22 protein-coding genes and 1 other RNA gene are annotated in these 26790 nt (G+C 65.4%); 10 read left to right on the forward strand and 13 right to left on the reverse strand.

The genetic code is table 11. The features are described 5' to 3' along the window. Positions 1-34: 34 nt before the first annotated feature. The 6 genes from pstC (at position 35) to phoR (ending at position 5741) form a co-directional block, all read left to right on the forward strand. Entirely contained in the window at positions 35-1063 is a 1029-nt protein-coding gene (gene pstC / locus KKQ75_RS00560; protein ID WP_213358776.1) for a phosphate ABC transporter permease subunit PstC, read from the forward strand. After that, positions 1060-1926 (forward strand): phosphate ABC transporter permease PstA, encoded by an 867-nt coding sequence (pstA, locus tag KKQ75_RS00565; RefSeq protein ID WP_213358778.1) that lies wholly within the window; start codon positions 1060-1062, stop codon positions 1924-1926. Before pstC ends, pstA begins: the two co-directional genes overlap by 4 nt. A 16-nt stretch (positions 1927-1942) precedes the next feature. Beyond that, the gene (gene pstB, locus KKQ75_RS00570) at positions 1943-2716 is read left to right on the forward strand and encodes a phosphate ABC transporter ATP-binding protein PstB (RefSeq protein WP_213358780.1); all 774 of its coding nucleotides are present in this window, start codon (positions 1943-1945) and stop codon (positions 2714-2716) included. A 26-nt stretch (positions 2717-2742) separates the two neighbouring features. Then, positions 2743-3444: a phosphate signaling complex protein PhoU gene (phoU, locus tag KKQ75_RS00575; RefSeq protein WP_213358782.1), complete on the forward strand. Its 702-nt coding sequence runs from the start codon at positions 2743-2745 to the stop codon at positions 3442-3444. Positions 3445-3464: 20 nt separating this feature from the next. Continuing rightward, entirely contained in the window at positions 3465-4169 is a 705-nt protein-coding gene (gene phoB, locus KKQ75_RS00580; protein ID WP_213358784.1) for a phosphate regulon transcriptional regulator PhoB, read from the forward strand. Between the two features lie 153 nt (positions 4170-4322). Further along, positions 4323-5741: a phosphate regulon sensor histidine kinase PhoR gene (gene phoR, locus KKQ75_RS00585; RefSeq protein WP_213358786.1), complete on the forward strand. Its 1419-nt coding sequence runs from the start codon at positions 4323-4325 to the stop codon at positions 5739-5741. A 57-nt stretch (positions 5742-5798) separates the two neighbouring features. Here the strand turns inward: phoR and KKQ75_RS00590 are convergent, their stop codons facing one another. From KKQ75_RS00590 to KKQ75_RS00600, 3 genes are all read right to left on the reverse strand, one after another. After that, a complete protein-coding gene (locus tag KKQ75_RS00590; RefSeq protein WP_213358788.1) occupies positions 5799-7154 on the reverse strand; it encodes an MATE family efflux transporter in 1356 nt (451 codons plus the stop codon). Positions 7155-7173: 19 nt separating this feature from the next. Then, complete coding sequence (locus KKQ75_RS00595; protein WP_213358790.1) at positions 7174-8931, reverse strand: hypothetical protein; 1758 nt, start codon at positions 8929-8931, stop codon at positions 7174-7176. A gap of 163 nt (positions 8932-9094) precedes the next feature. After that, positions 9095-9343: a type B 50S ribosomal protein L31 gene (locus KKQ75_RS00600; RefSeq protein ID WP_213358792.1), complete on the reverse strand. Its 249-nt coding sequence runs from the start codon at positions 9341-9343 to the stop codon at positions 9095-9097. Positions 9344-9554: 211 nt separating this feature from the next. On the opposite strand from KKQ75_RS00600, the gene KKQ75_RS00605 reads away from it, so the two are divergent. Continuing rightward, positions 9555-10541, forward strand: a complete 987-nt coding sequence (locus KKQ75_RS00605; RefSeq protein ID WP_213358794.1) for a diaminopimelate dehydrogenase — start codon at positions 9555-9557, stop codon at positions 10539-10541. A gap of 191 nt (positions 10542-10732) precedes the next feature. Here the strand turns inward: KKQ75_RS00605 and rho are convergent, their stop codons facing one another. Beyond that, positions 10733-11995 (reverse strand): transcription termination factor Rho, encoded by a 1263-nt coding sequence (rho, locus tag KKQ75_RS00610; protein WP_213358796.1) that lies wholly within the window; start codon positions 11993-11995, stop codon positions 10733-10735. A gap of 339 nt (positions 11996-12334) precedes the next feature. Next, complete coding sequence (gene trxA, locus KKQ75_RS00615; protein ID WP_213358798.1) at positions 12335-12667, reverse strand: thioredoxin TrxA; 333 nt, start codon at positions 12665-12667, stop codon at positions 12335-12337. Positions 12668-12833: 166 nt separating this feature from the next. Here trxA and KKQ75_RS00620 point away from each other — a divergent pair, with 166 nt between their 5' ends. After that, positions 12834-15635, forward strand: a complete 2802-nt coding sequence (locus tag KKQ75_RS00620) for a PD-(D/E)XK nuclease family protein (protein WP_213358800.1) — start codon at positions 12834-12836, stop codon at positions 15633-15635. Continuing rightward, positions 15632-18982 carry a UvrD-helicase domain-containing protein gene (locus tag KKQ75_RS00625; RefSeq protein ID WP_213358802.1) on the forward strand — a complete coding sequence of 1117 codons (3351 nt, stop codon included), beginning with the start codon at positions 15632-15634 and terminating at the stop codon, positions 18980-18982. Before KKQ75_RS00620 ends, KKQ75_RS00625 begins: the two co-directional genes overlap by 4 nt. 106 nt (positions 18983-19088) lie before the next feature. On the opposite strand, the gene ffs is transcribed toward KKQ75_RS00625, so the two are convergent. The 4 genes from ffs to lexA all read right to left on the reverse strand — a co-directional run bounded on the left by ffs (position 19089) and on the right by lexA (position 21680). Beyond that, an RNA gene (gene ffs / locus KKQ75_RS00630) (signal recognition particle sRNA small type) lies at positions 19089-19185 on the reverse strand. Between the two features lie 109 nt (positions 19186-19294). Beyond that, the gene (locus KKQ75_RS00635; protein WP_213358804.1) at positions 19295-20311 is read right to left on the reverse strand and encodes a D-2-hydroxyacid dehydrogenase family protein; all 1017 of its coding nucleotides are present in this window, start codon (positions 20309-20311) and stop codon (positions 19295-19297) included. Positions 20312-20474: 163 nt separating this feature from the next. Next, a complete protein-coding gene (locus KKQ75_RS00640; RefSeq protein WP_213358806.1) occupies positions 20475-20891 on the reverse strand; it encodes a hypothetical protein in 417 nt (138 codons plus the stop codon). 138 nt (positions 20892-21029) lie between these two features. After that, on the reverse strand, positions 21030-21680 hold the full coding sequence (gene lexA, locus KKQ75_RS00645) for a transcriptional repressor LexA (protein ID WP_213358807.1): 651 nt from the start codon (positions 21678-21680) through the stop codon (positions 21030-21032). A gap of 119 nt (positions 21681-21799) precedes the next feature. Here lexA and KKQ75_RS00650 point away from each other — a divergent pair, with 119 nt between their 5' ends. Then, entirely contained in the window at positions 21800-22861 is a 1062-nt protein-coding gene (locus tag KKQ75_RS00650) for an asparaginase (RefSeq protein ID WP_213358809.1), read from the forward strand. A 68-nt stretch (positions 22862-22929) separates the two neighbouring features. Here KKQ75_RS00650 and adk read toward each other — a convergent pair whose 3' ends face one another. The 4 genes from adk to KKQ75_RS00670 form a co-directional block, all read right to left on the reverse strand. Then, entirely contained in the window at positions 22930-23586 is a 657-nt protein-coding gene (gene adk / locus KKQ75_RS00655) for an adenylate kinase (RefSeq protein ID WP_213358811.1), read from the reverse strand. A gap of 288 nt (positions 23587-23874) precedes the next feature. Next, positions 23875-25344, reverse strand: coding sequence for a malonyl-CoA decarboxylase (locus KKQ75_RS00660; RefSeq protein ID WP_213362598.1), 1470 nt, complete (start codon positions 25342-25344; stop codon positions 23875-23877). 220 nt (positions 25345-25564) lie between these two features. Continuing rightward, positions 25565-26347, reverse strand: coding sequence for a tRNA (guanosine(46)-N7)-methyltransferase TrmB (gene trmB, locus KKQ75_RS00665; protein ID WP_213358813.1), 783 nt, complete (start codon positions 26345-26347; stop codon positions 25565-25567). A gap of 91 nt (positions 26348-26438) precedes the next feature. Continuing rightward, the gene (locus KKQ75_RS00670; RefSeq protein WP_213358815.1) at positions 26439-26702 is read right to left on the reverse strand and encodes a hypothetical protein; all 264 of its coding nucleotides are present in this window, start codon (positions 26700-26702) and stop codon (positions 26439-26441) included. Positions 26703-26790: the final 88 nt, after the last annotated feature.

The following is a 26790-nucleotide window of genomic DNA, read 5'->3' on the forward strand; positions in this document are numbered from 1 at the left end:
GCTGCGATCCGTCGGTTTTTAGGGAAAGATAACTATGTCTTCCGTTGTTACCTCCGCAGAGGGCATCATGCAAGAGAGCGACAAGGCGCAGCGCACGGCGCCGCCGCCGAGCCCCAAGGTCCAGCGTCACAAAGGTGCGCTGGCGGATCTGTTTTTTGCCGGTGGTGCCAAGCTGGCCGTCATCGTGACGCTGAGCCTGCTGCTGGGCATCCTGGTTTCGCTGGTGGTGGGCGCATGGCCGGCCATCGAGAAATTTGGCCCGGGCTTCCTGACGCGCAGCGCGTGGGATCCGGTGCTGGAAGATTTCGGCGGCTGGGTGATGATCTACGGCACCCTGGCCACCTCCCTCATCGCGCTGCTGATTGCCGTGCCGGTGAGCTTCGGCATTGCGCTGTTTCTGACCGAGATGTCGCCCACTTGGCTCAAGCGCCCGCTGGGTACCGCCATCGAACTGCTGGCCGCCATTCCGTCCATCGTGTACGGCATGTGGGGCCTGATGGTGTTCGGCCCGATCCTGGCGCAGTATGTGCAAGCACCGCTGCAGGCCTCTCTGGGCGCCGTGCCCGGCCTGGATTTCCTGTTCAGCGGCCCGCCCGTGGGCATCGGTATCCTGCCGGCCGGCATCATCCTGGCCATCATGATCATCCCGTTCATCGCCTCGGTGATGCGTGACGTGTTCGAAGTGACGCCTGTCATGCTGAAGGAATCCGCCTATGGCCTGGGTTCCACCACCTGGGAAGTGGTCTACAAGGTCGTGCTGCCCTATACCAAGGCCGGTGTGATCGGCGGCATCATGCTGGGGCTGGGCCGCGCCCTGGGCGAGACCATGGCCGTGACCTTCGTGATTGGCAACATGAACCAGCTGGCCTCGCTCAGCCTGTTCGAGCCTGCCAGCAGCATTACCGCCACGCTGGCCAACGAGTTTGCCGAAGCCGGTGACGGCCTGCACCGTGCCTCCCTGATCTACCTGGGTCTGGTGCTGTTCTTTATCACCTTCGTGGTGCTGAGTTTCTCCAAGCTGCTGCTCAACCGCCTGCAGAAAAACGAAGGGAGCAAGACATGAGCGCCGTCCTGCCTCGTGCGGATTACCGCCAAGCCAAATTCAACAAGCGCAAGATCGTCAACATCGTCGCGCTGAGCCTGTCCTTTGCTGCCATGCTGTTCGGCATCTTCTGGCTGTTCTGGATCCTGTTCGAAACCGTGCGCCTCGGCGTGGGTGGCCTGAGCTTGGCCGTGTTCACCGAAATGACGCCGGCGCCCAATGATCCGGGCGGCATTGCGAACGCGATCTGGGGCTCGGTGCTGATGGTGGCCGTGGCTACCCTGATCGGCACGCCCATCGGGGTGATGGCCGGCATCTACCTGGCCGAATACGACCGTCACAGCTGGCTGGCCAACGTCACGCGCTTCGTCAATGACGTACTGCTGTCCGCGCCTTCCATCGTGATCGGCATGTTCGTGTCGGTGGTGCTGGTGGTGCCGTTCGGCGGGTTCTCCGGCTGGGCCGGCTCGGTGGCGCTGGCGCTGATCGTGATTCCGGTCGTGATCCGTACCACCGAGAACATGCTGAACCTGATTCCCGGTGGCCTGCGTGAAGCAGCGTACGCCCTGGGTACGCCCAAATGGAAGGTGATTTACAGCATCACGCTGAAGGCCGCCATGGCCGGCGTGGTGACCGGCGTGCTGCTGGCTGTGGCGCGTATCGCCGGCGAAACCGCACCGCTGCTGTTCACGGCGCTGAACAACCAGTTCTGGACGAGCAACATGGGCGAGCCGATGGCCAGCCTGCCGACCATGATCTTCAAGTTCGCCATGAGCCCCTATGAAAACTGGCAGCAACTGGCCTGGGTGGGCGTGTTCGTCATCACCATGGCTGTGCTGGGCCTGAACATCCTGGCCCGTCTGCTGACCCGCAAGAAACATTGATTTGGAGAGATGCATCATGAGTGCAGTCATCACCCCCGCCCCGAAAATCTCCGTCCGCAACCTGAACTTCTACTACGGCAAGTTCCATGCGCTGAAGAACATCAACCTGGACATTCCGGAGAAGCAGGTCACGGCCTTCATCGGCCCGTCCGGCTGCGGCAAGTCCACGCTGCTGCGCATCTTCAACCGCATGTACGAGCTGTATCCCGAGCAGCGTGCCGAAGGCAGCATCACGCTCGACGGTGAAGACCTTCTGGACAAGAAAAAGGACGTGGCGCTGATCCGCGCCAAGATCGGCATGGTGTTCCAGAAGCCGACGCCGTTCCCGATGTCCATTTACGACAACATCGCCTTCGGCGTGAAGCTGTTCGAGAACCTGAACAAGTCCGAGATGGACGACCGCGTCGAATGGGCGCTGAAGAAGTCGGCCCTGTGGACGGAAGTGAAGGACAAGCTGAACCAGAGCGGCGCCAGCCTGTCCGGCGGCCAGCAGCAGCGTCTGTGCATTGCCCGCGGCATCGCCATCAAGCCCGAAGTGCTGCTGCTCGACGAGCCGTGTTCCGCGCTGGATCCGATTTCCACCTCCAAGATCGAGGAACTGATCGCCGAGCTCAAGAGCGAGTACACGGTGGTCATCGTGACGCACAACATGCAGCAGGCCGCCCGCTGCAGTGACAATACGGCGTACATGTATCTGGGCGACCTGATCGAATTCGGCAACACGAAGGAAATGTTCTTCAAGCCCAAGCGTCAGGAGACCGAGGACTACATTACCGGCCGTTTCGGCTGAGCCCATAACGACAAGGAGACGCAGGAATGTCCGAAAAACATCTGTCCAGCCAGTTCGACGCTGAACTCAACAATGTGTCCGGCATGGTCATGGAAATGGGTGGCCTGGTCGAACAGCAGATGCGCCAGGCCGTGGAGGCCATGGTCGACTACAACGCCGAGGTGGCCATGAGCGTGCTCAAGGCCGAGCCGCAGGTCAATACCATGGAAATGGAGATCGATCACGAACTCACTTCCATCATCGGCCGCCGCCAGCCGACGGCGCGCGACCTGCGCCTGCTGATCGCCATCTCGCGTGCCACCGGCAACCTGGAGCGTGCCGGTGACGAAGCGGCCAAGATCGCCCGCATGGTGCAGGGCATCATCCAGAACGGTACGGCACGCTCGCTGCCGTCGTCCGAACTGCGCGTGGCCGCCAACCTGGCATCCGACCTGCTGCGCCGCTCGCTGGATTCGTTTGCCCGTCTGGATTCCCGCATCGCGCTGGAGATCCTGCGCGCCGACAATCTCATCGACATCGAGTACGACGGCTTCATGCGCAAGCTGGTCACCTATATGATGGAAGATCCGCGCACGATCTCGCAAAGCCTGGACCTGATGTTCCTGGCCAAGTCGATCGAGCGCATCGGTGACCATGCCAAGAACATCGCCGAGTGCGTCATCTACATCGTCAAGGGACTGGACGTGCGCCATACGCCGCTGCAGGCGATCGAGTCCCAGCTGAGCTGAACGGAAGCGTTGGGGAAGCCATGAGACTGCAGCCACGAATCCTGGTCGTTGAAGATGAGGCCTCCATTGCCGAGCTGATTGCTGTCAACCTGCGCCATAACGGCTACCAGATCACCTGGGCGACCGATGGCAAGGGCGCACAGCGCGAGCTCGACGAGCATCTGCCCGACCTGATCCTGCTCGACTGGATGCTGCCCGGCGAAAGCGGGCTGCTGCTGGCCAAGCGCTGGCGTGCCGATCCGCGCACCAAGTCGGTGCCCATCATCATCCTGACGGCACGCGGTGACGAGAACGACCGCGTGGCCGGCCTGGACGTGGGGGCAGACGACTACATCACCAAGCCGTTCTCCACCAAGGAGTTGCTGGCGCGCATCCGCGCCGTGCTGCGTCGCCGTGCTCCCGAGCCGGAGAGCACGGTGCTGGAGCTGGGCAAGCTGTCGCTGGACACTGGTACCTATCGGGTACATTATGATGATCAGCCCATCAAGCTGGGGCCGACCGAGTTCAAGCTGCTGCACTACCTGATGAAGAACGCAGAGCGTGTGCACAGTCGTGCGCAGTTGCTGGACCGTGTTTGGGGCGACCATGTCTTCATCGAGGAGCGTACCGTCGACGTGCATGTCAAGCGCCTGCGCGAGTCGATGGGAGCTGCCTCGTCGATGGTCGAGACGGTGCGGGGTGCGGGTTACCGCATCACCGCCCTGACGGATTCTCCGGTGCGCTGAGCATCGCCGCCCGCCAGATGCCATTGCCATGCAAGGGTATGGTGCGGGATTTACGACGCAGAGGTCGAGCGTGCTCGGGGTGCCATACCCCGACCGTGCGGCCTTTTCTCTTTTTTGCAGCCGGACTTCCCGGCGTCCTGAACGGTTGTTGACATGATCTGGCGCATCACCTGGTTGGTCATTTCCCACGTCATCGGGGTGGGGCTGGGCTGGTGGCTGGCCTTCCGCCGCGACGACCTGATGGGCGGCCTGATCGCGCTGCTGATCATGGCCGCGGTGGCGATTGGCTGGCTGATCTGGGACAACATCCTGGGCTACCGCGTGATGCGCTGGATGCGCCGCGGCATGCCGGATCCGCAGCCCTGGGCCCCCAACCTGTGGGGCGAGGTGGTCGAAGCGTCGCGCCGCAACCAGCGGCGCATGAAGCGCAAGACGCAGGAGGCCGAGGAAAAGCTGCAGGTGTTCCTGGAGGCGCTGCAGGCTTCGCCCATCGGCGTGGTGCTGCTCGACGAAGTGGGCCGCATGGAATGGTTCAACCTGGTGGCGTCCGAGCATTTCGGCTTCAATGGCCCCTCCGACTTTGGCCAGCACATCATCAATCTGGTGCGCGATCCGCAATTCGTCAAGTACTGGGTGCAGCAGCAGACCGGCAACGGCGTGGTGATTCCGGGGCGCACGCACACGGCGCAGCGTCCGGTGCGGCTGACGGTGCAGTTCTTCCCCTATGGCCAGGGCAAGCGCCTGTTGCTGTCACGCGATGTGACGGCGGTGGAGCAGTCCGAGCGCATGCGGCGCGACTTCGTGGCCAACGTGTCGCACGAGATCCGCACGCCGCTGACGGTGCTGTCCGGTTTTGTCGAAACCATGCAGAGCCTGCCGCTGAGTCCCGAAGAAAACGCCCGCTACCTCGAATTGATGGCACACCAGGCGCATCGCATGCAGGGGCTGGTGCAGGATCTGCTGATGCTCTCGACGCTGGAGGGCAGCCCGCATCCCGACCTGTCTGAGCGTGTGGACATGGCGGCGCTGGTGGAACAGTGCGTGGACGATGCCCGTGCCCTGGCACAGGTGCTGGCGCAGGAAGCCGGCGAGTCGCCGCATCAGATCCGTGCGGAAATTCAGGCGCCCGATGTGCAGCTGGGCGGCAGCCGTGCCGAGGTGCAAAGCGCCATCAGCAACCTGCTGAGCAATGCGGTGCGCTATACCCCCTTTGGCGGCGAGGTGGTGGCCAGCCTGCGCATGCTGCCCGACGGCGGCATGCAGGTGGCGGTGCGTGATACCGGGCCCGGCATTGCGCGTGAGCACCTGCCGCGTGTGACAGAGCGCTTCTACCGGGTCGATCGCAGCCGCTCGCGCGAAACCGGTGGTACCGGGCTGGGGCTGGCCATTGTCAAGCACATTGCCCAGCGCCACGGTGCCCAGCTGATGATCGACAGCGAGCCAGGCTGCGGGTCGACCTTCGCGCTGGATTTTCCGGAGCAGCGCACCTGGGATCCGGCATCGCCGAATGCGACGCAGCAGATCCGTGAGTTCGAGCCAGCGCCGACGCCCGAGCCCGGGCAGATGCTCTGAGTTGCTTCCAGTCCGGCTCGGCACCGGGTTTCAGTCAGCCATTTCAGACTCCCGGATTCAGTCCGCCAGTTCGGCACGGACCACCCGCCGCAGCAGCACCAGGAATACGGTGGCGACCAGGCCCATGGCCAGCGCACTCATGCCCCAGAAGGCCTGCGGTCCGGCCAGGATTCCCCCCATCGGAAGGCGGCCATAGGCGAGCAGGTAGCCCACGCCAATTCCCAGCCCCCAGAGCAGCAAGGTATAGATGACGGTGGGCGCAGTCACCACGTGGTAGCAGCGCAGCAGGAACAGGGCCATCACCTGCATCGCATCGGCCAGATGGTAGAGCGCCACCAGCAGCAACAGGCTGGCCGCCAGACCGGCCACGGCGGCTTGCTGCACATAGATCTGTGCCAGCGGCGCGCGCAGCAGCATCAGCAGGCTGGCAGCCAGTGCGGCGCTGCAGGCGGCAACCAGCAGTCCGCTGCGCAGCGCCAGAATCGCATGCCGCGGCTCGCGTGCCCCGCGCCAGTAGCTGACGCGGGCACTGGTGGCAATGGCCAGCGAGAGCGGCCACATGAACAGCACCGCCGCCATGTTGCTGGCCACCTGCTGGGCCGCTGCCGCGGTCGTTCCCATCGGGGCTACCAGCAGCGACATCATGGTGAAGGCCGTGACCTCGACCCAGATGGCCAGGCTGCTCGGCACGCCCAGGCGCAAAAAGCTGCCCAGCTCGGCCAGATCCGGCCGCTCGGGGCGCTGCCAGACGTGGTACGGCCGGTAGGAGCCGTCCCGGTGCAGCAGCAGCGCCATCAGCACCAGCAGCACCACATGGGCGAGCAAGGTCGCCAGTGCGCAGCCGGCCAGACCCATGGCGGGTACGCCCAGGCCGCCAAAGGTGAACCAGATCGATAGCGGAATCTTGAGCAGCAGGCCGCCGGCCTGCAGACCGGTCACCCACTGGGGCCTGCCGATGCTCTGGCTGAAGGTGTTGAACACGCGCGCCAGCAGGGCCAGCGGCAGGGTGAGCGCCTGGATGGCGAGATAATCGCTGACGACCGGCTGCAGGGCCGGGGGCACGCCTACCAGCCGCATCAGCATGCCGCCCTGCAACAGCACAGCCATCCCCAGCACCGCGCAGACGGCCGTGACATAGAGCGACTGGCGCACGCTGTAGCCCAGGCGCAGCGCTTTGCCGGCGCCATGCAGCTGCGCCCAGATCGGAAGCAAGGCCTGCACGAAGCCCTGCAGGCCGACGTAGATGCTGATGTAGATGGCGGTACCGACCGAGAGCGCTGCCAGGGCCTCGGGGGCATAGCGGCCGGCAACCAGGGTGTCGGTGATGGCAAAGGCCATCACGGCGAGCTGGCCGACCCAGATGGTGGCCGCATGGCTGCCGATGGCACGCAGGTCGAACAAGCGGACGGACATGCGGAGCAGGGTGTTCCGGTCAGGGCTTGACGCGGGCGAACACGTGGATCGCCTCGCGCGGATCGGTGGGACGGCCGACCACGTCCTGCAGCGCCCACTGCGTGGTGTCGTACAGGTGCGGCAGGATGGGCACCGAGGCCACGTCCACCAGCAGCCAGTCGCACGGGGCGTTGCGGTCACGGGTGAGCGTGGCGGAGCTGTAGTAGCGCAGGGCGCTGATCTGGGCATCGTCCAGTCCGTAGATGGCGGTGCAGCCGGTGTGGGTCGGCTTGGAGCTGAGCAGGGTGGCGATTTCGGTGCCGACAAAGGCGTAGCTGCGTGCGTGGTTGACCGCAGGCATCCACAGCGAGGTGAGCAGCACCCAGCACAGCGTGACGCCGCCGGCGGGCAGGATCATGCTTTTCCAGATGGCCGGGCGCAGGCGCTTGGTGCGCCAGCGCACCAAGTAGATCCAGCCGAGCGTGGCAAACAGGCCGAGCAGGAACTGCGGCCAGTCGAACGGCGGCAGGTAGCCGTGCAGTTGCTTGTCGATCTGGCGCAGGGCCACCGCCGGTGCGCCGGCGTGCATGGCGATCCACATGAACCACAGGTAGCCGGCGGCCAGCGTGAAGAAGATCAGCGTGAACCAGTCGATGAAGGCACTGGCGCTGCGGCGGAAGGTGGGCAAGGCAAAGGCGGCCAGTGCGGCAAAGGCGGGTAAGCCCAGCAGCAGCGTGGTTTCCGGGCGTTCGCCGATCCAGCCCCCCACGGAGCAGATCAGGCCCAGGCCCAGGGGCAGGGCGATATGACGGTCGGGGCGACCCTGGCGCCAGTGCGTGCGCCAGCGCCACAGCGTCCACAGGATCATGGGCCAGACCGGCCAGGTGAACCACAGGTGCATGCGCATCAGGTTGCGCCATTCGATCCAGCGCGCGGGCATGCGTTCGATGCGCCAGCGCCACAGCTCGAGACCGGTGGCGAGCAGGGCGCAGCCAATGGTGAGCAGCAGCAGGCCGAGCAGCCAGCGCCGGCGGCGGCGCTGCAGTGCGGCGCGGGCATCGGGATCGGGCTCGTAGCCGTCGCTTTCGAGCAGGGCGTTCCAGTCGCGCTGCCCGCTGGCGAGCACCAGTGCGCCGAACAGGCCGAACAGCAGGGCCAGCGCGGGCGCACCGGACAGGGTCAGGCCGAGCATGCCCAGAGTGCCGAGCAATGCCGGCATCCAGAGGCGATAGGCCAGGGCTGCGAGCGCGTACAGCGTGAGGGCCGAGAAGCAGAGCTGGGCCAGCGCCGGGCTGACTTCGTGGCTGGGCTGGGCCAGCCCCAGGCAGGCCATAAAGGCCAGCAGTCCGCCATCGGCGATGGCGCGGGCATAGTCGGTGGGCCTGGCTTCGCCGCCAAAGGCGAAGCTGACCGGCTGGGCCTGCGGGCTGCGCGCCAGATAGTAGATGCCGTACCAGACGGCCAGCAGGGTGAGCACCAGCAGGCCGGCAAACACCAGGCGCACCGAAAAGAAGGGGGCTGCGCCTGTGGGGGTCAGCTGGATTGCCCAGGCGCCCAGCCAGTAGGGCAGCAGGGCATCGAAATGGGCGGATTCACCAAGCAGGCCGGGCGCCAGCCAGCTGGTCTGACCGCGGGCCAGCTCCAGCATGTAGCCGAAGCTGGTCAGGTCCACCCGTTTCCAGGGGTCGCGCCAGGCGAATCCGGCCAGCACGTAGATGGCGCAGAACAGCAGCAGGCCCCAGCGTGGCAGTCTGCGCACGCCGTCCTGGGAGACGATGGCGGGAGTGGGGAGATTCACGTCGGACGAAAACAGTCGGCAGGCCGCAATATGGCCCGTGCCTGTGAGTGTAACGGGGGCGGGCGGCTGGCTGGGCGCCGGGCAGGCAAATGATTGCAAAAGCCGTGCCGCGGCAAACAAAAAAGCAGCCCGCAGGCTGCTTTTCGGTAGGCTGGAAGTGGAATTACTTCTTGCCGTAACGGTTGCGGAAACGCTCCACGCGGCCGCCCATGTTGTCCACGGTCTTTTGCGTGCCGGTGTAGAAGGGGTGCGATTCGCTGGAGGTGTCCAGCTTGAACAGCGGCAGCTCGCGGCCGTCGTCCAGCTTGATGGTTTCGCGCGTGTTCACGCAGGAACGGGTGATGATCTGGTAGCCGTTGGACAGGTCAACGAAGCAGACTTCACGGTAGTTGGGGTGGATGCCTTCTTTCATGGGAATTCCTTGTGTCGTTGCGGTAGCCGTGCCAGCCCGTCTGACATACTTTCCGCGAACTAATCCGGCATTATCCCATGAGGCTGTGCATTCTGTAAAGCCTTGTGCTGAGAAGCGTGGGTTTCTGGGAGAATATGCAGCATGGGCGCACGCGCTGCAGCACGGCTGCGCCTTCGGATTTTCCGTTTTACTCTCGAAGAAGGATCTCAGCATGGGTCAACCCATCCGCATCGGCATTGCCGGCCATGGCAACCTCGGCCGTGGCGTGGAAGCCGCGATTGCCCGCAACCCCGACATGGAGCTGGTCGGCATCTACACTCGCCGCGCGCCCGGGCAGGTGCAGCCGGTCACGCCCGGCGCGCCGGTGTTCGGCATGGATGCGCTGGCGCAACACACGGACCGCATCGACGTGCTGATCCTGTGCGGCGGCTCCAAGGAAGACCTGCCGCAGCAGGGGCCGGAAATGGCGGCGCTGTTCAATACGGTGGACAGCTTCGATACGCATGCGCGCATTCCCGAATACTTTGCTGCCGTGGATGCACCGGCGCGCGCCAATGGCAAGACGGCGCTTATTTCCGCCGGCTGGGATCCGGGCATGTTCTCGATCAACCGCGTGATCGGCGAAGCACTGTTGCCCGAAGGCGCCACCTACACCTTCTGGGGCAAGGGGCTGAGCCAGGGGCATTCGGATGCGATCCGCCGCGTGCCGGGAGTGGCGGGTGGCGTGCAGTACACGCTGCCGGTGGAAGAGGCGGTGGAGCGCGTGCGCAGCGGCGAGCGTCCGAAACTGGCCACGCGCGAGAAGCACCGTCGCGACTGCTATGTGGTGCTGGCAGATGGCGCCGATGCCGAAGCCGTGCGCCAGGCCATCGTGACCATGCCGCACTACTTTGATGAATACGACACCACGGTGAACTTCATCAGCGCCGAGGAATTGCGCCGCGACCATGCGGCCATGCCCCATGGCGGTTTCGTGATCCGCAGCGGCAACACTTCCGCCGAGAACACCCAGGTGATCGAATACGGTCTGAAGCTGGGCAGCAACCCCGAATTCACCTCCAGCGTGCTGGTGGCCTATGCGCGTGCCGTGCACCGCATGCACCAGCAGGGCGATGTGGGCGCCAAGACGGTGTTCGACGTGGCTCCGGGCCTGCTTTCGCCCAAGAGCGCGGAACAACTGCGCGCGGAACAGCTGTAAGCTGCAGGGGGCAAGGCCTCTTTGCGGAAGACAAGGGGCTCGCTGGAGCCCCTGTTTTTTTGAGGATTGCCGGAGCAGGGCGGCGGCGGTCGACTGTGCAGAAATCGCAGCAATTGGAAGCGCTTGCCTGGGCCCGGAAATGGCAAGACCCGCCAAGGCGGGTCTGCAGTGGATGCTGGCCGAACGGGGAATCAGCCGCCCTTGCGCATCATGTCGAAGAACTCGTGGTTGTTCTTGGTCTGCTTCATGCTCTTGAGCACCAGCTCCATCGCCTCGATCTCGTCCATGTTGTACATGAACTGGCGCAGGATGCGGGTCTTCTGCAGGATCTCGGGCGGCAGCAGCAGTTCCTCACGGCGCGTGCCGCTGCGGTTGAGCTGGATCGCCGGGAAGATGCGCTTTTCATAGAGGCGGCGGTCCAGGTGGATTTCGCTGTTGCCGGTGCCCTTGAATTCCTCGAAGATCACTTCGTCCATCCGGCTGCCGGTGTCGATCAGCGCGGTGGCGATGATGGTCAGCGAGCCGCCTTCCTCGATCTTGCGCGCGGCGCCGAAGAAACGCTTGGGACGCTGCAGCGCGTTGGCATCCACACCGCCGGACAGTACCTTGCCCGAAGAGGGCACCACGTTGTTGTAGGCGCGGGCCAGGCGCGTGATGGAATCCAGCAGGATCACCACGTCCTTCTTCAGCTCGACCAGGCGCTTGGCGCGCTCGATCACCATCTCGGCGACGTGCACGTGGCGCGTGGCGGGCTCGTCGAAGGTGGAGGCGATGATCTCGCCCTTGACCGAGCGCTGCATCTCGGTCACTTCCTCGGGGCGCTCGTCCACCAGCAGCACCATCAGGTGCACTTCGGGGTGGTTGGCGGTGATGGAGTGCGCAATGCTCTGCATCATCATGGTCTTGCCGCTCTTGGGCGGTGCCACTATCAGCGCGCGCTGGCCGCGGCCGATGGGGGCGATGATGTCGATCACGCGGCCGGTGATGTTCTCCTCGCTTTTGATGTCGCGCTCGAGCTTCATCTGCTGTGTGGGGAACAGCGGCGTGAGGTTCTCGAACATCACCTTGTGCTTGTTCGCCTCGGGCGGCAGGCCGTTGATCTTGTCCAGCTTGTTCAGGGCAAAGTAGCGCTCGCCGTCCTTGGGCGTGCGCACCTCGCCTTCGACCATGTCGCCGGTGTGCAGGTTGAAACGGCGCACCTGGCTCGGGCTGATGTAGATGTCGTCGGTGCTGGCGGTGTAGCTGCTGTCGGGGTTGCGCAGAAAGCCGAAGCCGTCGGGCAGGATCTCGAGCACGCCGTCGGCAAACACCTGTTCGCCAGCGCGGGCGCGCTTCTTGATGATGGCGGACATCAGCTCCTGCTTGCGCATGCGGCCGGCGTTCTCGATTTCGAGTTCTTCGGCCTGTTTCAGCACTTCGGAGACGTGCAGGGCCTTGAGTTCGTTCAGATGCATGATGGGATTCCGGATGGAATGGGGTCGGGACGGGCGGGCGGCGGCCTGGCGGTGCGGCGATCCGTGCAGCGAGGCTGTCGGCCTGTCAGCGAGAGTCGGTTCTGGAAAGAGAGGGGTTCCGTATCAGCAGGCAAGGGCTGTTTGTCTCGACAGCCGGTGCTGGGCAACGCCGATTGCCGGCGCGCTACGGGAAGAAGTTGGGACGATTATAGACAGAATTGCGGTGCCGTCATGCAAGCAGCTGTGTATCGGCTTGCGGAAAATAGGCTTGTGGCGAAGAAGGCACCTTTGCCGGATAACGACAGGCCGCGGCGGATGACCACGGCCTGGAAAGAGGCATCAGGCCAGTTGCTGGTCGATGAAGGCCGCCAGCTGGGGCTTGCCCACGGCGCCGACCTTGGTGGCCACCAGCTCGCCGCCCTTGAACAGCATCAGCGTGGGGATGCCGCGGATGCCAAACTGGGCCGGCACGGCGCGGTTGTCATCTACGTTCATCTTGGCGATCTGCACCTTGCCCTGGTAGGCGGGAGCCAGCTCGTCCAGGATCGGGGCGATCATCTTGCAGGGACCGCACCACTCGGCCCAGAAATCCACCAGCACGGGGGTGGCGGATTTCAGCACGTCGGCTTCGAAGGTGGCATCGGTGATGTGTTTGATCAGGTCGCTGGCCATGGATCTTCCTTGAGGGTGGTTTGTCTGGAACGGAAAACAGGGGAACAAGCCCCCACTGCCGTACGCTGCTGCGTGCGGCCTGTGTGTTTATTCTGACATAAAGCGAACGCGTTTGCCGGCGGCCGCACGCGCGATGGAGCTGTGCGATCATCCGAGGATGAATCCCGTGTCCGTCTCTCCCGTGTGGCAGCATCTGCTGCAGCAAGTGGCGCAGCAGCTGGCCGGCTGCGGCGCAGACCCCAGCCGCAGCGTGGTATTGCTGCCCTATGCCCAGCTATTGCCGGTAGCACGTCAGCAATGGGCGCTGCTGCCGCAGGCCGGCATGTTGCCGCGCTTCGAGACGACCAGCAACTGGGCGGCGCGGCGCGGGCCTTTTGTGCCGGGGCCGCATGATCTGACGGTAGATCCGGCGCAGGGACTGCTGGTTGCGGAAGGGCTGTTGCGCAGCGCGGGGCAGCGTCGGGATGCAGCCTGGCTGGCCGGGCGGGTGCGCGAGGCGGCGCTGCAGCTGATGCCGCTGGCGGCGGCGCAGGCGCCGGAGTTGCGGCCACAGTGGTGGCAGGGCCTGCTGCCGGAGCTGCTGGGCACGCTCGGAGGGGCCGAGGCGCTGCGCTACGAGACCCTGGTGGCGCAGCTGGCATTGGCCTGGGCGGGCAGTTCGGATTACGCCACCGATGGCCTGTTTGCGGCACTGGAGCAGGGCGAGATCGATGCGCTGGTGCTGGTGCGTGGCTTTCAGCGTGATGCGCTGGCCGAGGCCTTGCATGTTCGCTGGCTGGCGTTGCGCCCGGATGCGGGGTTTGTTATGGATTTGCCGGGGCAGTGGAGAGAGGCCGCGGGTGCGGCGGTGGATGCGGGACGGCGTACCGCGCTGAGCGACGCTGCAAGTAGTTCGGCCGATGGCGCTTCAGATCGATCCGCAAGCGGGACTGACGCGGGAGTTGCGCTGGCACCTGTCCCTATCCTCTTGCAGGTGGCGCGTGATCTGGAAGACCAGGCCGCTCTGGCCGCCGCCTGCGTGCAGCAGGAGGTGGAGCGGGAGCAGGGGCTGGTGGCACTGGTGGACAGCGACCGTGCGCTGACCCGCCGCATCCGCGCTTTGCTGGAGGCGCAGAAACTGACTGTGCGCGACGAAACGGGCTGGAAGCTGTCGACCACGCGGGCGGCCAGCCAGGTGATGGCTCTGCTGCGCGCCTGTGCGCCGCAAGCGGGCAGCGATGCGGTGCTGGAGTGGCTCAAGCTGGCGCAGACGGTGCCCGTCGTGGCGCAGGCGGATGAGCATCCGGTGCCTGCGGCCCGGGTGCAGGCAGTGGAAGCCTGGCTGCGCAAGCAGGGCGTGGCGCGCTGGCCGTCGCTGGCGGCGTGGAAGCGCTGGGACGATGCTGCCGCCGGCTGGGTACAGACGGTGGAGGAATGGCGGCAGGCCTTGCAGGCGCCGCGCCCCTTGCAGCAATGGCTCGCCGATCTGGCACTGACGCTGACGCATACCGGCCAGCTGGCCTGGCTGCACGGCGATCCTGCCGGACAGGCCGTGTTGAAGGCCTTGCATGCCCAGCCGGGCGCGGCAGAGCTGCTGCATGACGAAACCCGCTGGACGCTGGAGGATTTCACGCGCTGGGTGCAGGATGTGCTGGAAGCGGGCAGTTTCAAGCCGCCGTATCCGTTGCAGGAACAGGTGGTGATCCTGCCGTTGAGCCAGCTGCTGGCGCGGCCCTTTGCGGCGGTGGTGCTGCCGGGCTGCGATGAGCAGCGGCTGCCTGCGGCGCCCGAGCCGCCCGGCGACTGGACCGCGGCACAGCGCGAACTGCTGGGCCTGCCGTTGCGTGCCGGCCTGCAGCAGGCGCAGCGTGCCGCCTGGGAGCATGCGCTGCAGCTGCCTTCGGTGACCTTGCTGAACAGCCTGAGCGATGGCGGCGGGGAAGCGCTGCTGCCCAGCCCCTTGTTGTTGGAGTCCTGGCATCTGGCCGGGGAAGGAGGGCGTCGCCCCATGCAGGCTGGAACGGAGCTGCGCGTCCTGCGCGCACTGGAAAAACGCCCCGTGGCTCCGCCCCAGGTGGTGAGCCGCGCGCTGACGCTGTCCGAGCTGTCTGCCAGCGCCTACGACACCCTGCGTGCCTGTCCCTATCAGTTCTTCGGCCAGCAGCAATTGAAGTTGCGCGAAGTTCCCGAACTGGATCATGCCCTGGAAAAACGCGATTTCGGCAACTGGCTGCACGAGGTGCTGGCGCTGTTTCACAAGCGCTGGCAGCAACTGGATGTGGCTGATCCCGGGCTTGAACAGCTGGTGCAGTGGATGGATCAGGCGGCGCAGGATGCCTTGCGTTCCGAAGGGCTGGATGAGGTGGATTTCGTGCCCTACCAGTCGGTCTGGCCGCGCCTGCGCGACGGCTATCTGCACTGGCTGCTGGGCGAGCATGCGGCGACACAGGCCCGGTTCGACGCGGCCGAGCAATGGCGTGAGCGCTCGCTGCGCGAGGTGTTCGCGGCCCTGCAGGCCGATATGCCGGCCGATCCGGAGCAGCCTGCGCTGCAGGCGGCGGATATTCCGGACGTGCGGCTGCGGGGCTGTCTGGACCGGGTGGACCGCCTGCTTCTGCCGCCCGACGATGACGGCACCGCGCCGCAATGGCTGCTGCTCGACTACAAGTCGGAGGCGGCCGCGAAGACGAGCGAGCGCATCAAGCGGCCGGACGAAGATACGCAGCTGGCCTTCTACGCAACGCTGCTGGCGCCGGAACCGGTGCAGGTGGCCTATGTGAACGTGGGCGAGAGCGGCGAGACGAAACTCTATCCGCACCAGGAGGTGCACCAGCTGACGACGCAACTGGTGCATGGCATGGCGCGCGACCTGCAGGGCATTGCCCGGGGCACGCCGCTGCAGGCGCTGGGACGGGGCGGACGCTGCGACTACTGCGCCATGCGCGGCCTGTGCCGCCGGGATTTCTGGGATGAGGAGGAGCAGGCATGACGCGCCCGCTGCATGACGCCTATACCGCCGATGGCCGCACGGTGCCGTCGGCTGCTTTCTATGCCATCGCCTGCGATCCGGCCCGCCATGTGGTGGTGGAGGCCTGCGCCGGCGCCGGCAAGACATGGATGCTGGTCAGCCGTATCCTGCGGGCACTGCTGGCGGGAGCCGAGCCGCAGCAGATTCTGGCCATCACCTTCACCAAGAAGGCTGCCGCCGAAATGCGGCAGCGCCTGAACGAATGGCTGGCGGAGTTTGCCGAGCTGCCGCTGGAGAAACTGGCCGAGCAGTTGCAGCTGCGTGGCATGACGCCGGAGCAGGCCAGGGCCGAGGCCCCTGCGCTGCAGGGCTTGTACCTGCGCCTGCTGCAGCATGGCCGCGGTGTGCAAATCCGCACCTTCCACGGCTGGTTCGCAGCGCTGCTGCGCGCCGCGCCGCTGCAGTTGCTGCAGCAATTGGGCCTGCCCAGTCAGTATGAACTGCTGGAGGATGACCAGCGTGCGGTGGCCGAAGTATGGCGGCCGTTCCACCAGGCCTTGCTGGGCGATGCCGCCGCAATGGCGGACTATCAGGCACTGGTGCTGCGCAACGGGCGCAGCAACACGCTCAAGTCGCTGGAATCGGCACTGTCCAAACGGGTGGAGTTTGTGCTGGCGGATGCGCAGGGCGTGGTGGAACAGTCGGTGCCGCCCTTTGGCGAGCTGTTCCCGGACATGCAGGATTGCGACCATCCTGTGGACGCGCTGCTGCAGCGGCCGGTGCCGCGCGACGCCTTGCTGGAGGCCGCCCGCATTCTGGCGCAGGCCGCTGCTCCGAGCTTTGCCGCGCGGGGCGTGGAACTGGAGCAGGCCATCAGCACCAATGACTGGGAAGGGGTATGCACGGCCTTGCTGACCCAGACCGGGTCCCCACGCAAGTTCGGCAACAAGATCGCGCAGATCGACGCCGTGATTGCCGTGCAGGAGCGGGTGTTGCGGGTGCTGGAGGCGCAGCAGCAGCACGAGGCCTGGCTCTACCAGCAGCGCATGACGCGCCTCACGCGCCTGCTGCTGCGCTGCTACGCCGAGGTCAAGCGCAGCCACGGCTGGGTCGACATGAACGACATCGAGCAGACTGCGCGCCTGCTGCTGCAGGATGAACTGCTGAGCGGCTGGATCCAGGAACGGCTGGATGCGCAGTTGCGCCACTTGCTGGTGGACGAATTCCAGGACACCAACCCGATGCAGTGGCAGGCGCTGCATGCCTGGCTGTCCGGCTATACCGGTGTGGCGACGGCGCCCAGCGTGTTCATCGTGGGCGATCCCAAGCAGAGCATCTACCGCTTCCGCCGCGCCGATCCGCAGGTGTTTCGTGCAGCGAAGGAGTTCGTGCGCACCGGCCTCGGCGGTGCGGTGCTCAGCTGCGACCACACGCGCCGCAACAGCCATCCGGTGATCGATGCCGTCAACGCGGTGATGCTGGCGGCGCAGCAGGAGGGGCGCTACCAGGATTTCCGGGAGCACACCACGGCCTCGCCCGCGCCGGGGTGCGTGCTTGCGCTGCCGCAGATCCTGCGCCCGGAAAAGGCGCAGGATACCGGCGAACGCAGCTGGCGCAACAGCCTGACCACGCCCAAGGTGGAGGAGGAGGAACTGCTCAAGGAGCGCGAGTGCCGCCAGGCGGCGCGCTGGCTGCAGCGCTGCGTGCAGGCGGGTACCTCGCCCGACGACATTCTGGTGATTGCGCGCACCAACGACCGCATCGCCACGATGCAACGGGCGCTGGCCGAAGTCGGCCTGCCTGCGCACAAGGCGGACAAGATGAAGCTGGCCGAGGCGCCCGAGGTGCAGGATGTGGTGGCGCTGGTTGATGCGCTGATTTCGCCGCGCCACGATGTGTCGTTGGCGCGGGCGCTGAAATCGCCGATTTTCGGGCTGGACGATGCCGATCTGGTGGACATCGCGCTGGGCGTGCGAGCCCTGGCCAGCGGGGAGCTGGACGGCGATGCGCGGCGTGCGAGCTGGCTGGACTGGCTGTTTTTTCAGGAATCCGTGCCGGATTCGCGCTGGGCCGCGTTGGCGTGCACCCTGCGGCGCTGGCAGGATCTGCTGCAGCAGCGCCTTCCGCATGATGCGCTGGACGCCATCTATCGCGAAGGCGATCTGCTCGCGCGTTACCGCAATGGCACGCCGCCCAGCCAGCGCGCCAGCGTGATCGAACGGTTGCAGGCCTTGCCGGGCCATACGCTGGCGCTGGACGGAGGACGCTACGCCAATGCCTACCATTGGGTGCGGGCCCTGCGCGGCAGCGATCCGACGCCGGCGCCGCAGGCGGGCGCCAAGGGCATCCGCCTGCTGACCATCCATGGTGCCAAGGGCCTGGAGGCGGGCCTGGTGCTGCTGCTCGATACCGACGCGGCGAAAGGGCGCGCGCGCACCATGGACGTGCTGGTGCGCTGGCCGGGCGAGGCCGCGCATCCGGACAGCGTGGTGTTCATCGAGAAGTTCAGTGCGCCGCCGCCATCAGTGCGGCTGCTGCTGGCAGAAGACCAGCAGGCGGAAGAGCGCGAAGAGAGCAATGCGCTCTATGTGGCCATGACCCGGGCGGCGCAGGTGCTTGCATTCTCCAGTGCGCAGCCGCGCTCGGTGCAGGCGGCCAGCTGGTGGCAGCAGTGGACGGGAGAGGCAAAGCCGGAAATGCTGGAGGTGGATGCGCAGGGCATGGTGGCCTTGCCGGCGGCTGGCTGGCCGGAGATTGGCAGGAAGCCTGCTGCGGCCCCTGCGCACGCGTCCCGCACGCTACCGACGCCCGCTGCCGATAGTGGCCTGCTGGAGCTGTTGCCGCTGGCGGAGCACGCCAGCCGTGGCGATGCCACCACCCAGTTGCTGCAGCGCGATCCCGGGCTTGAACTGCAGGGCCGGCTGGGTGAGGCCATGCACAAGGCGCTGGAGTGGTACCGGCCGGACGCTGCAGCGGACGGGCTGGCGCGGCAACAGCAGGCGCTGCAGCAATTGTATGGTCTGGATCAGGCGCAGGGCGAAAGCGTGCTGCGCAGTGCACAGGCGATTGTGCACGGCGAGGGCGGCTGGGCCTGGGACTCGGCGCAGCTGGGCTGGGCTGCCAATGAAATCGACGTGGCCTGGAACGGCCAGGTGCTGCGGCTGGACCGCCTGGTGCAGCGGAAGGCACGCGGTGATCAGCCTGCCTGCTGGTGGGTGCTGGACTTCAAGTCATCACTGGCGCCGGAACGGCAGGAGACATTACGGAAACAGCTGGAAGAGTACCGCAAGGCGGTTGGCCAGTTGCATGCGGGCGAGCCGGTGCAGGCGGCATTTCTGACTGCGGAGGGGCGGCTGGTGGTGCTGTAGGGGCGAACTCCTGGATCGACGAGTGATACAGTCAAGTGATACAGGAGTGCTGGAGAGTCGTTGTTTTATTCCAAGTGCTTGTTCTGCAACGACTTTTCAAGAAGAAGGTGACGAGCCTTGACCCCGGCACTGGCTACACAGTTAGGGCTGCTTGGTTCCCCACCTGACCCGGTTGGCCGCTTCACCATGCGGGAAGGCCCGTCGCCCGCCATTGTAGCCGATGCCGGCACCTGTGTCCGTCAGCGTGTCATTTGCGGGCGGAACGAGCCTACGGCTGACGGTGCAGGACGTGAACCTGGCGCGATGAACGGTTCAGTGTGCGGCGCGACGGATCTTCAGGGCCTCGGGGTTGACCAGATTGACCGGATTGCCCTGGATGAATCCCAGCACGCTGTCGAAGGCCTGGCTGAAATACAGCTCGTAGCTTTCCTGCTCCACGTAGCCGATATGCGGCGTGCACAGGCAGTTTTCCAGGCGCAGCAAGGCCTGGCCCTGCATCACTGGCTCGTTGTCGAACACGTCGATGGCTGCCATGCCGGGGCGGCCGCGGTTCAGGGCCGTGATCAGGCTGTCGGGTTGCAGCAACTCGGCGCGTGCGGTATTGACCAGGGTGGCGGTCGGCTTCATGCGCAGCAAGTCTTCGAGCGTGACAACCCCGCGCGTTTCGGGGGCGAGGCGCAGGTGCAGGCTGACAAAATCGCTCTCGCTGAACAGCTGTTCCTTGCTGAGGGCGGGGGTGTAGCCTGCACTGGCGGCGGCATTGCGGGAGGCATCGCTGCCCCAGACCAGGACCTGCATGCCGAAGGCCTTGCCATAGCCGGCGACCAGCTGGCCGATTCTGCCGAAGCCCCAGAGGCCCAGCGTCTTGCCGCGCAGCACGGTGCCGATGCCGAAGTTGGGCGGCATGGAGGCCGCCTTCATGCCGGATTGCTGCCATACACCGTGACGCAGATTGGCCATGTACTGGGGAATACGGCGCGCGGCTGCCATCAACAGTGCCCAGGTGAGTTCGGCAGCGGCATAGGGGGAGCCGGTTCCGGCAGCTACCGCAATGCCCAAATCGGTACAGGCCTGCACATCGACATGGTCACCGAGCCGCCCGGTCTGCACCACCAGCTTGAGGCGGGGCAGCTTTTCCAGCAGTGCGCGCGACAGGCCGGTGCGCTCCCGGATCAGCACGATGATGTCGGCATCCTTCAGCCGTACGGACAACTGCCCGATGCCCTTGACCGTGTTGGTGTAGACCTTGGCATGCAGGGCATCAAGCTTGCTGGCGCAGGCAAGCTTGCGCACAGCGTCCTGATAGTCGTCCAGAATCACAATATTCATGCGCGCAATTGTGCACTGCCGCGCGGCGAAATTACAGCCCCATGCAGCATATTGCAAAGGGCAGCAACTGCTTACATCTGGATGCAAGGAGGATCGGCTGCTCGTGTGTCTACAACGTCGTCAGGGACGGGGAGGTGCGCTGTCCCCGTCCGGATGGCGGGGGTCAGCCCGCATGCAGGTAGCGTTCTTCCTGGGCGACCAGCCGTTCAAGTTCGCCACACACCTCGGAAAAAGTGCCGGAAAGCACCAGCCTGCCCGAGGGGCGGGAGCGGTTGGGCAGCCGCCGCGGAGCGGGCGTCAGGGCCGTTGCGGAAAATGCGCGAAAAAAAAGGAAATGCCCCGGTGCGGCCGCCGCCGGCAGGGCGGGCGGTGCGGAAGCGGCGGGTGCTGTGGCGGCATGCAGGATTGCAACTGGCCTGTCCGCAGCCTTTTCCGGTTTGAATGCCTGTTCCGCGTCGCACAGCACGGCCATCGGGCGAAAGCCGATGAGCTCGCCACGCGCACGGCCCGAGAGCGGGACAAGGACCGGACGGACGGGGCCAAGCAGATTGCGCAAAATGGGCAGGGAAGTGTGGCTCATGAAAGTCTCCTATGTACACAAGGTGTTGCACAGGCAGGATTCAGCAGGGACAGCACACCCCAGGGGTTGCCGCTGGACCAGCCAGTCCGGCAACGCCCGCCACCCTGTGGGGCTGTACGAAAAGGGAGAATGCGTGCGCTACATCAGCACGCTGTTGCGGATCAGGCCGACGGCCAGCCCCTCGATGGCGAAGGGCTCACCCGGCTGTACCACGATGGTGGGGTAGTCGGGGTTTTCGGGGTGCAGCTCGATATGGTTCGGCAGGCGCTGGTAGCGCTTGACGGTGACTTCATCGCCCACGCGTGCCACGACGATCTGGCCGTTGCGCACGTTCTGCGTGCTTTGCACGGCGAGCAGGTCGCCATCGAGAATGCCGACATCGCGCATGGACATGCCGCGCACCTTGAGCAGATAGTCTGGCTTGCTGGCGAACAGCGAGGGAGCGACGTGGTAGACCGTATCGACATGCTCTTCGGCCAGCACCGGCGAGCCGGCGGCCACGCGGCCGATGAGCGGCAGAGCGAGCTGGGCAAAGGCCTCGAGCGTGCTCTGGTGGGCAGGGTGCACCGGCTGGCGCAGGCGAATGCCGCGCGAGGTGCCACTGACAAGTTCGATCACGCCCTTGCGCGCCAGCGCCTGCAGGTGTTCTTCGGCAGCGTTGGCGGAGCGGAAGCCGAGCTCTGCGGCAATTTCGGCACGGGTAGGCGGAGCGCCCGTCTGGGCGATGGCCTGCTGGATCAGTTCCAGGATCTGTTGCTGGCGTGCGGTGAGTTTGACGGGTGGGTTCATGGTCTACACTGCCGAAATCGGGTTGGAAGAAGGCTGAATGTGCATCCATACTGTGTGCGCATCCAGTTACTGTATTTTTAACCAGTTTTTCCGGTTTTGCAAGCAAGGGCGCGGCAGGTATGAAAAAAATCGTGGTTTTGGCGACAGGGGGCACCATTGCCGGAGCATCGGCCAGTGCGGCGGATGGCGTTGCGTATCGGGCGGGCGAAGTGCCGGTTGGGGCACTGCTTGAACAGGTGCCGGGTTTGCAGCAACTGCTGGGTGACTGTGCGCTGGCCGCAGAGCAGGTGGCCCAGGTCAACAGCAAGGACATGGACTACGCGCTGTGGCAACGACTGGCCCTGCGCTGCACGCACTGGCTGGCGCAGGACGATGTGCAGGGACTGGTGATCACGCACGGCACCGATACGCTGGAAGAGACTGCCTGGTTCCTGCAGCGCATGCTGGATGTGGCCGCGTCGGCGGGGGTGTTGCGTGCGGAGCAGGCGCGCAAACCGGTGGTGCTGTCCAGCGCCATGCGCCCGTCCACGGCGCGCCTGTCGGATGGTCCGCAGAATCTGGCGGACGCGGTTTCGGTGTTGCTGGATTCGCGTGCCAGCGGCGTGCTTGCAGTGGCGGCCGGCCATGTGCATGCCGCGTGCGATGTGCACAAGGTGCAGCCCTATCGGGTGGATGCCTTTTCCAGCGGCGATGCCGGTGTGCTGGCGCATGTGGAAGAGGGCGCGGTGCGCTGGCTGCGTGATCCCGCGGCGCGCGTGGGTGAGGCCGATGATCTGGCAACCGCAGCGCCTGCGCAAGCCCTGTGGACTGCCGTGCAGGATGAGGAAACACAATGGCCGTGGGTGGAAATCCTCGTCAGCCATGCCGGCAACGACGGCCGCAGCCTGGGTGCCTGCCGGCAGGCCGGCGTTCAGGGCGTGGTGCTGGCGGGAAGCGGCAATGCCACGCTGCATGAGCAGGTGGAGCAGGCGGCTTGCGCACTGATGCAGCAGGGCGTTCCGGTGTGGCGCAGCAGCCGCTGTCTGGAAGGCCGTGCCGTACCTGGTGCCGAATCGCCGGTGCCGCTGGCGGTGTGCCGCGGGCAGGTGCTGCGTCCGGTGCAGGCGCGGACGGAAATGGTGCTGCAGTTGCTGGCCGGCGTGTTGCCCGCAGAGGCTGCCACAGCGAAAACCAGTGCCTGAAAACAGGCAGGGCGCCGCAAGGGCGCCCTGACCAACCATGCCCGCTGCAGAAGGCAGGCCTGCCGGAATCAGCTCTCCAGCGCCTTGAACGCGCGGTCGGTGATCTCGGTCACGTCGCCCATGCCGCTGATGGCGCGGTACTTGGGCGCGGCGGCTGCGTCTTCCTTGGCCCAGTTGCTGTAGTAGTCGACCAGCGGGCGGGTCTGCTGGCTGTAGACTTCCAGGCGCTTCTTGACGGTTTCTTCCTTGTCGTCGTCGCGCTGCACCAGCGGTTCGCCGGTCACGTCATCCTTGCCTTCTTCCTTGGGCGGGTTGAACTTGACGTGGTAGGTGCGGCCGGAAGCGGGGTGGCTGCGGCGGCCGCTCATGCGCTCGATGATGGCCTCGAAGGGCACGTCGATTTCCAGCACGTAGTCGAGGTTGACGCCGGCTTCCTTCATGGCTTCTGCCTGGGGAATGGTGCGCGGGAAACCGTCGAACAGGAAGCCGTTGGCACAGTCGGGCTGGGCAATGCGTTCCTTGACCAGGTTGATGATCAGGTCGTCGCTGACCAGGCCGCCTGCGTCCATGACCTTCTTGGCTTCGATGCCCAGCGGGGTGCCGGCCTTGACGGCGGCGCGCAGCATGTCGCCCGTGGAGATCTGGGGAATGCCGTACTTCTGGCAGATGAAGGTGGCCTGGGTGCCTTTGCCGGCGCCGGGTGCTCCAAGAAGAATCAGTTTCATGGTGGTCCTCGTTGATGTTGTATCGTCCGGCAGGCGTTGTCTCGCGATCTGGCTCGGGGCCAGGCATGCCGGGATTCTGGGCCCGCTGCGCAGTCACCAGCGATGGGACTTTGTTAACGGGCAACCTGGAAAGAATAACACGGCTTACCCTCGCTTACCTGACGCGGTGCTTGCGTTGGACCTACAGGGTTTTTACCGATGTTGTGCTGCAAAAAGATGCAAACAGGACGTGATGGATGCAGATCACCGCAGTTCGGGTGGCCGTGGCGGCCGAACTGCCAGGGTGGGTCAGCCGAACTGCCTGAGCTTGCTCACCTCGCGCGACATGGCGACCTTGCCGGCCGCCAGCATGGCGCGGTGCCGGTCCAGCTTGTCCAGGTCGTACAAGTAGTTCACCATCAGCCCGTAAGACTGGCGCACGCCCTTGGCAGAGGGGTCGGCGCCCCAGTGGATGTGTTCGAGCCGCGCACCGTTGCCCAGATGGAAGCGCGCCACGGCGTCGAGCGGGCGGCCGCTGTCGTCCAGACTGCCCAGGTACATGGCGGCGGCGCCGCGCAGCATCTGCTGCGGGAGCGCATCGTTGTCGCGCGGCTGGGCCGGATCCAGCGTGTCGGGCCAGCCGGTGTTCCAGGCATCGTCGTCCAGGTTGTCATCCACACGGTATTGTTCACGCGTCTTGGCCGGAAGCGCGGCGGCAACGTCTGCCGCGTGTTTGGCCAGCCATTTGCGAAAGCCGGGAATCGGTGACAGGGTGGCGAAATTCCTGATCTGCGGCAGTTCCTGCTGCAGGGCCTCGACCACGCGCTTGATCAGCGAGTCGCCAAAGCCGACGCCGCGCAGGCCGGTCTGGGTGTTGCTGATGGAGTAGAAGATGGCCGTGTTGGCTTTCTTCACATCGGCGTCGCTGGCCGTGATGTCGAGCAGCGGTACCATGCTGTCGGCAAGGGCGCGCGTGAGGGCCACCTCGACGAAGATCAGCGGCTCGTTCGGCAGACGCGGATGGAAGAAGGCGAAGCAGCGTCTGTCGTGGTCGAGCCGGTTCTTGGCGTCGTCCCAACTGACGATGTCGTGCACCGCTTCATACTTGATGAGCTTTTCGATCAGCGAGGCGGGTGAGTCCCAGGTAATGGTGCGCAGTTCGAGAAAGCCGATATCGAACCAGCCGGTAAACAGGTGTTCGAGTTCGGCGTCCAGCGGCAGCAGGGCCGGCTCGGTCTTGAGTTGCTGCAGCAGTTCGGTGCGCAGGTCGAGCAGGAAGCGCATGCCGCCGGGCGTGGCGCCCAGGCGTTGCAGCAGGCGCGTGCGCGGAGAGTGGAAGGCCTTGCGCAGCTTGATTTCGGCCTGGGCCTCGTCATCGGTGCCCAGGGCTGCTTCGTACTGGTCCTTGGCCAGCTTGACCTTCTTGGGGTCGGGCGAGAACTGCTCGGTCATCAGGCGCCAGGCGTCGGCGCGCGCGTCATGGTCGGCAGCCTGGTACCAGTCGACGAAAGGTTGCGCACGCCGCACACTCTCGACTTCGCTCACCTTGGTATCGACAACGGCCTGCAGTTCGGCCAACAGCTTTTTCAGGCTGCGCGGCGTGAGCGTTTCGGGCTCCTGGCGCAGATAGGTGTCGAGGCGCGCATGCGTGTTGCGTGTGGGGACGCGCGGATCCTTCTGGCCGCTCTGGCGCGGGGCGTTGACCAGGCCGGTCATGCCGATCGAGGCCAGGGCTGGCGGCAGCAGGCGGGCCAGCTGTTTGCTGAAGGTTCCTCCCATCAGGGACGCGGTCTGGGACACGGTTTTCCTCACTTTCCTGATCGATGAAAGTCAAGCGTAGCGGATTTTCGAGTCATTTGCGGTGAAAAGACGTTGCGATGCAGCAAAAAAACGGTAAATGGGTTTATTGCGCGCGCAGGACAGTCGATCCGGGTGGGCCGGCAACACGCGGCAGTTCAGCGCGGTAACGGTACCGCGCGCATTTGGCGGCGGAACAGCTTCAGTCCAGCGGCTTGCGCACGAACACCAGATCCCACACACCGTGGCCCAGGCGCAGGCCGCGGTTTTCGAATTTGGTCAGCGGCCGGTAGTGCGGCTTGTCGGCGTAGCCGTGATCATGGCCGCTGCTGTTGCCCAGCAGGATTTCGCCCTGCAGCACCTCGAGCATCTGCTCGGCATAGGGCTGCCAGTCGGTGGCGCAGTGGAGGTAGCCGCCGGGCACCAGATGCTCGGCCAGCTTGCGCACCAGCGGGGGCTGGATCAGGCGGCGCTTGTGGTGGCGCTTCTTGTGCCAGGGGTCGGGGAAGAAGATATGGATGCCGTTCAGACTGCCGTGCGGCAGCATGTTGTCCAGCACTTCCACGGCGTCGTGGGCGCAGATGCGGATGTTGTTCAGGCCCTGCTCGCCGATGCGCTTGAGCAGGGCGCCCACGCCGGGCTCGTGCACCTCGCAGCACAGGAAGTTGGTATCGGGCATCACCCCGGCAATATGGGCGGTTGCTTCACCCATGCCGAAACCGATTTCCAGCACCGTGGGTGCCTCGCGGCCGAAGGTGGCGGCAAAGTCGAGCGGTGCTGCGGTATAGGGCACCAGAAACTGGTCGCCCCATTGCGCGTAGGCCTTGGCCTGCCCGGTGGTGACGCGGCCGGCGCGGCGCACGAAGCTGCGGATGGCGCGCGGGTGGGCGATGTCGGCGGGGGCTCCGGACGCGGGTTTTGCGTCTGAGGATGCAGCGCAAGATTCGGACGGCTCAGGCAGGGAAGAGGGGGCAGGCAGGCTCATAGGCGGGATGGTACCGCAAGCGGGAAGGTTGCAGGCACAAAAAACCGCGCCAGCGGATGCCCGTGGCGCGGTTGGCAGGAAGAGCGCGTGCTCAGTTCTCGTCTTCTTCGTCGTCTTCTTCGTCGTCCTCGTCGTCGCCCATGTCGGCGGAGAAGTCATTCGGCAGAGGCTGCTCCTGCAGCTGCTCGATCAGGGTCTGGCGGTACAGGGCCAGGCGCTCGGCCTGGTGCACGATTTCCTCGGCGTCGGCGTCAGACAGGTCGGCCACCAGCAGCTCGGGCTGGGTGGACAGGATGAGTTCGATGTAGTGATCGGCCAGTTCGGCCGCAGCCAGGGTGGTGGAAGAGTGGTCCATGGTGCGCTCCTTGCAATGACGGTCGTCGGAAATCGCAGGCCGGGTGGCGTGCAGGGAATACCGTAGCAAGGCTGCGTGACTGTGCCGT

The organism is Brachymonas denitrificans, from assembly GCF_907163135.1.
Taxonomy (GTDB): Bacteria; Pseudomonadota; Gammaproteobacteria; order Burkholderiales; family Burkholderiaceae_C; genus Brachymonas; species Brachymonas denitrificans_A.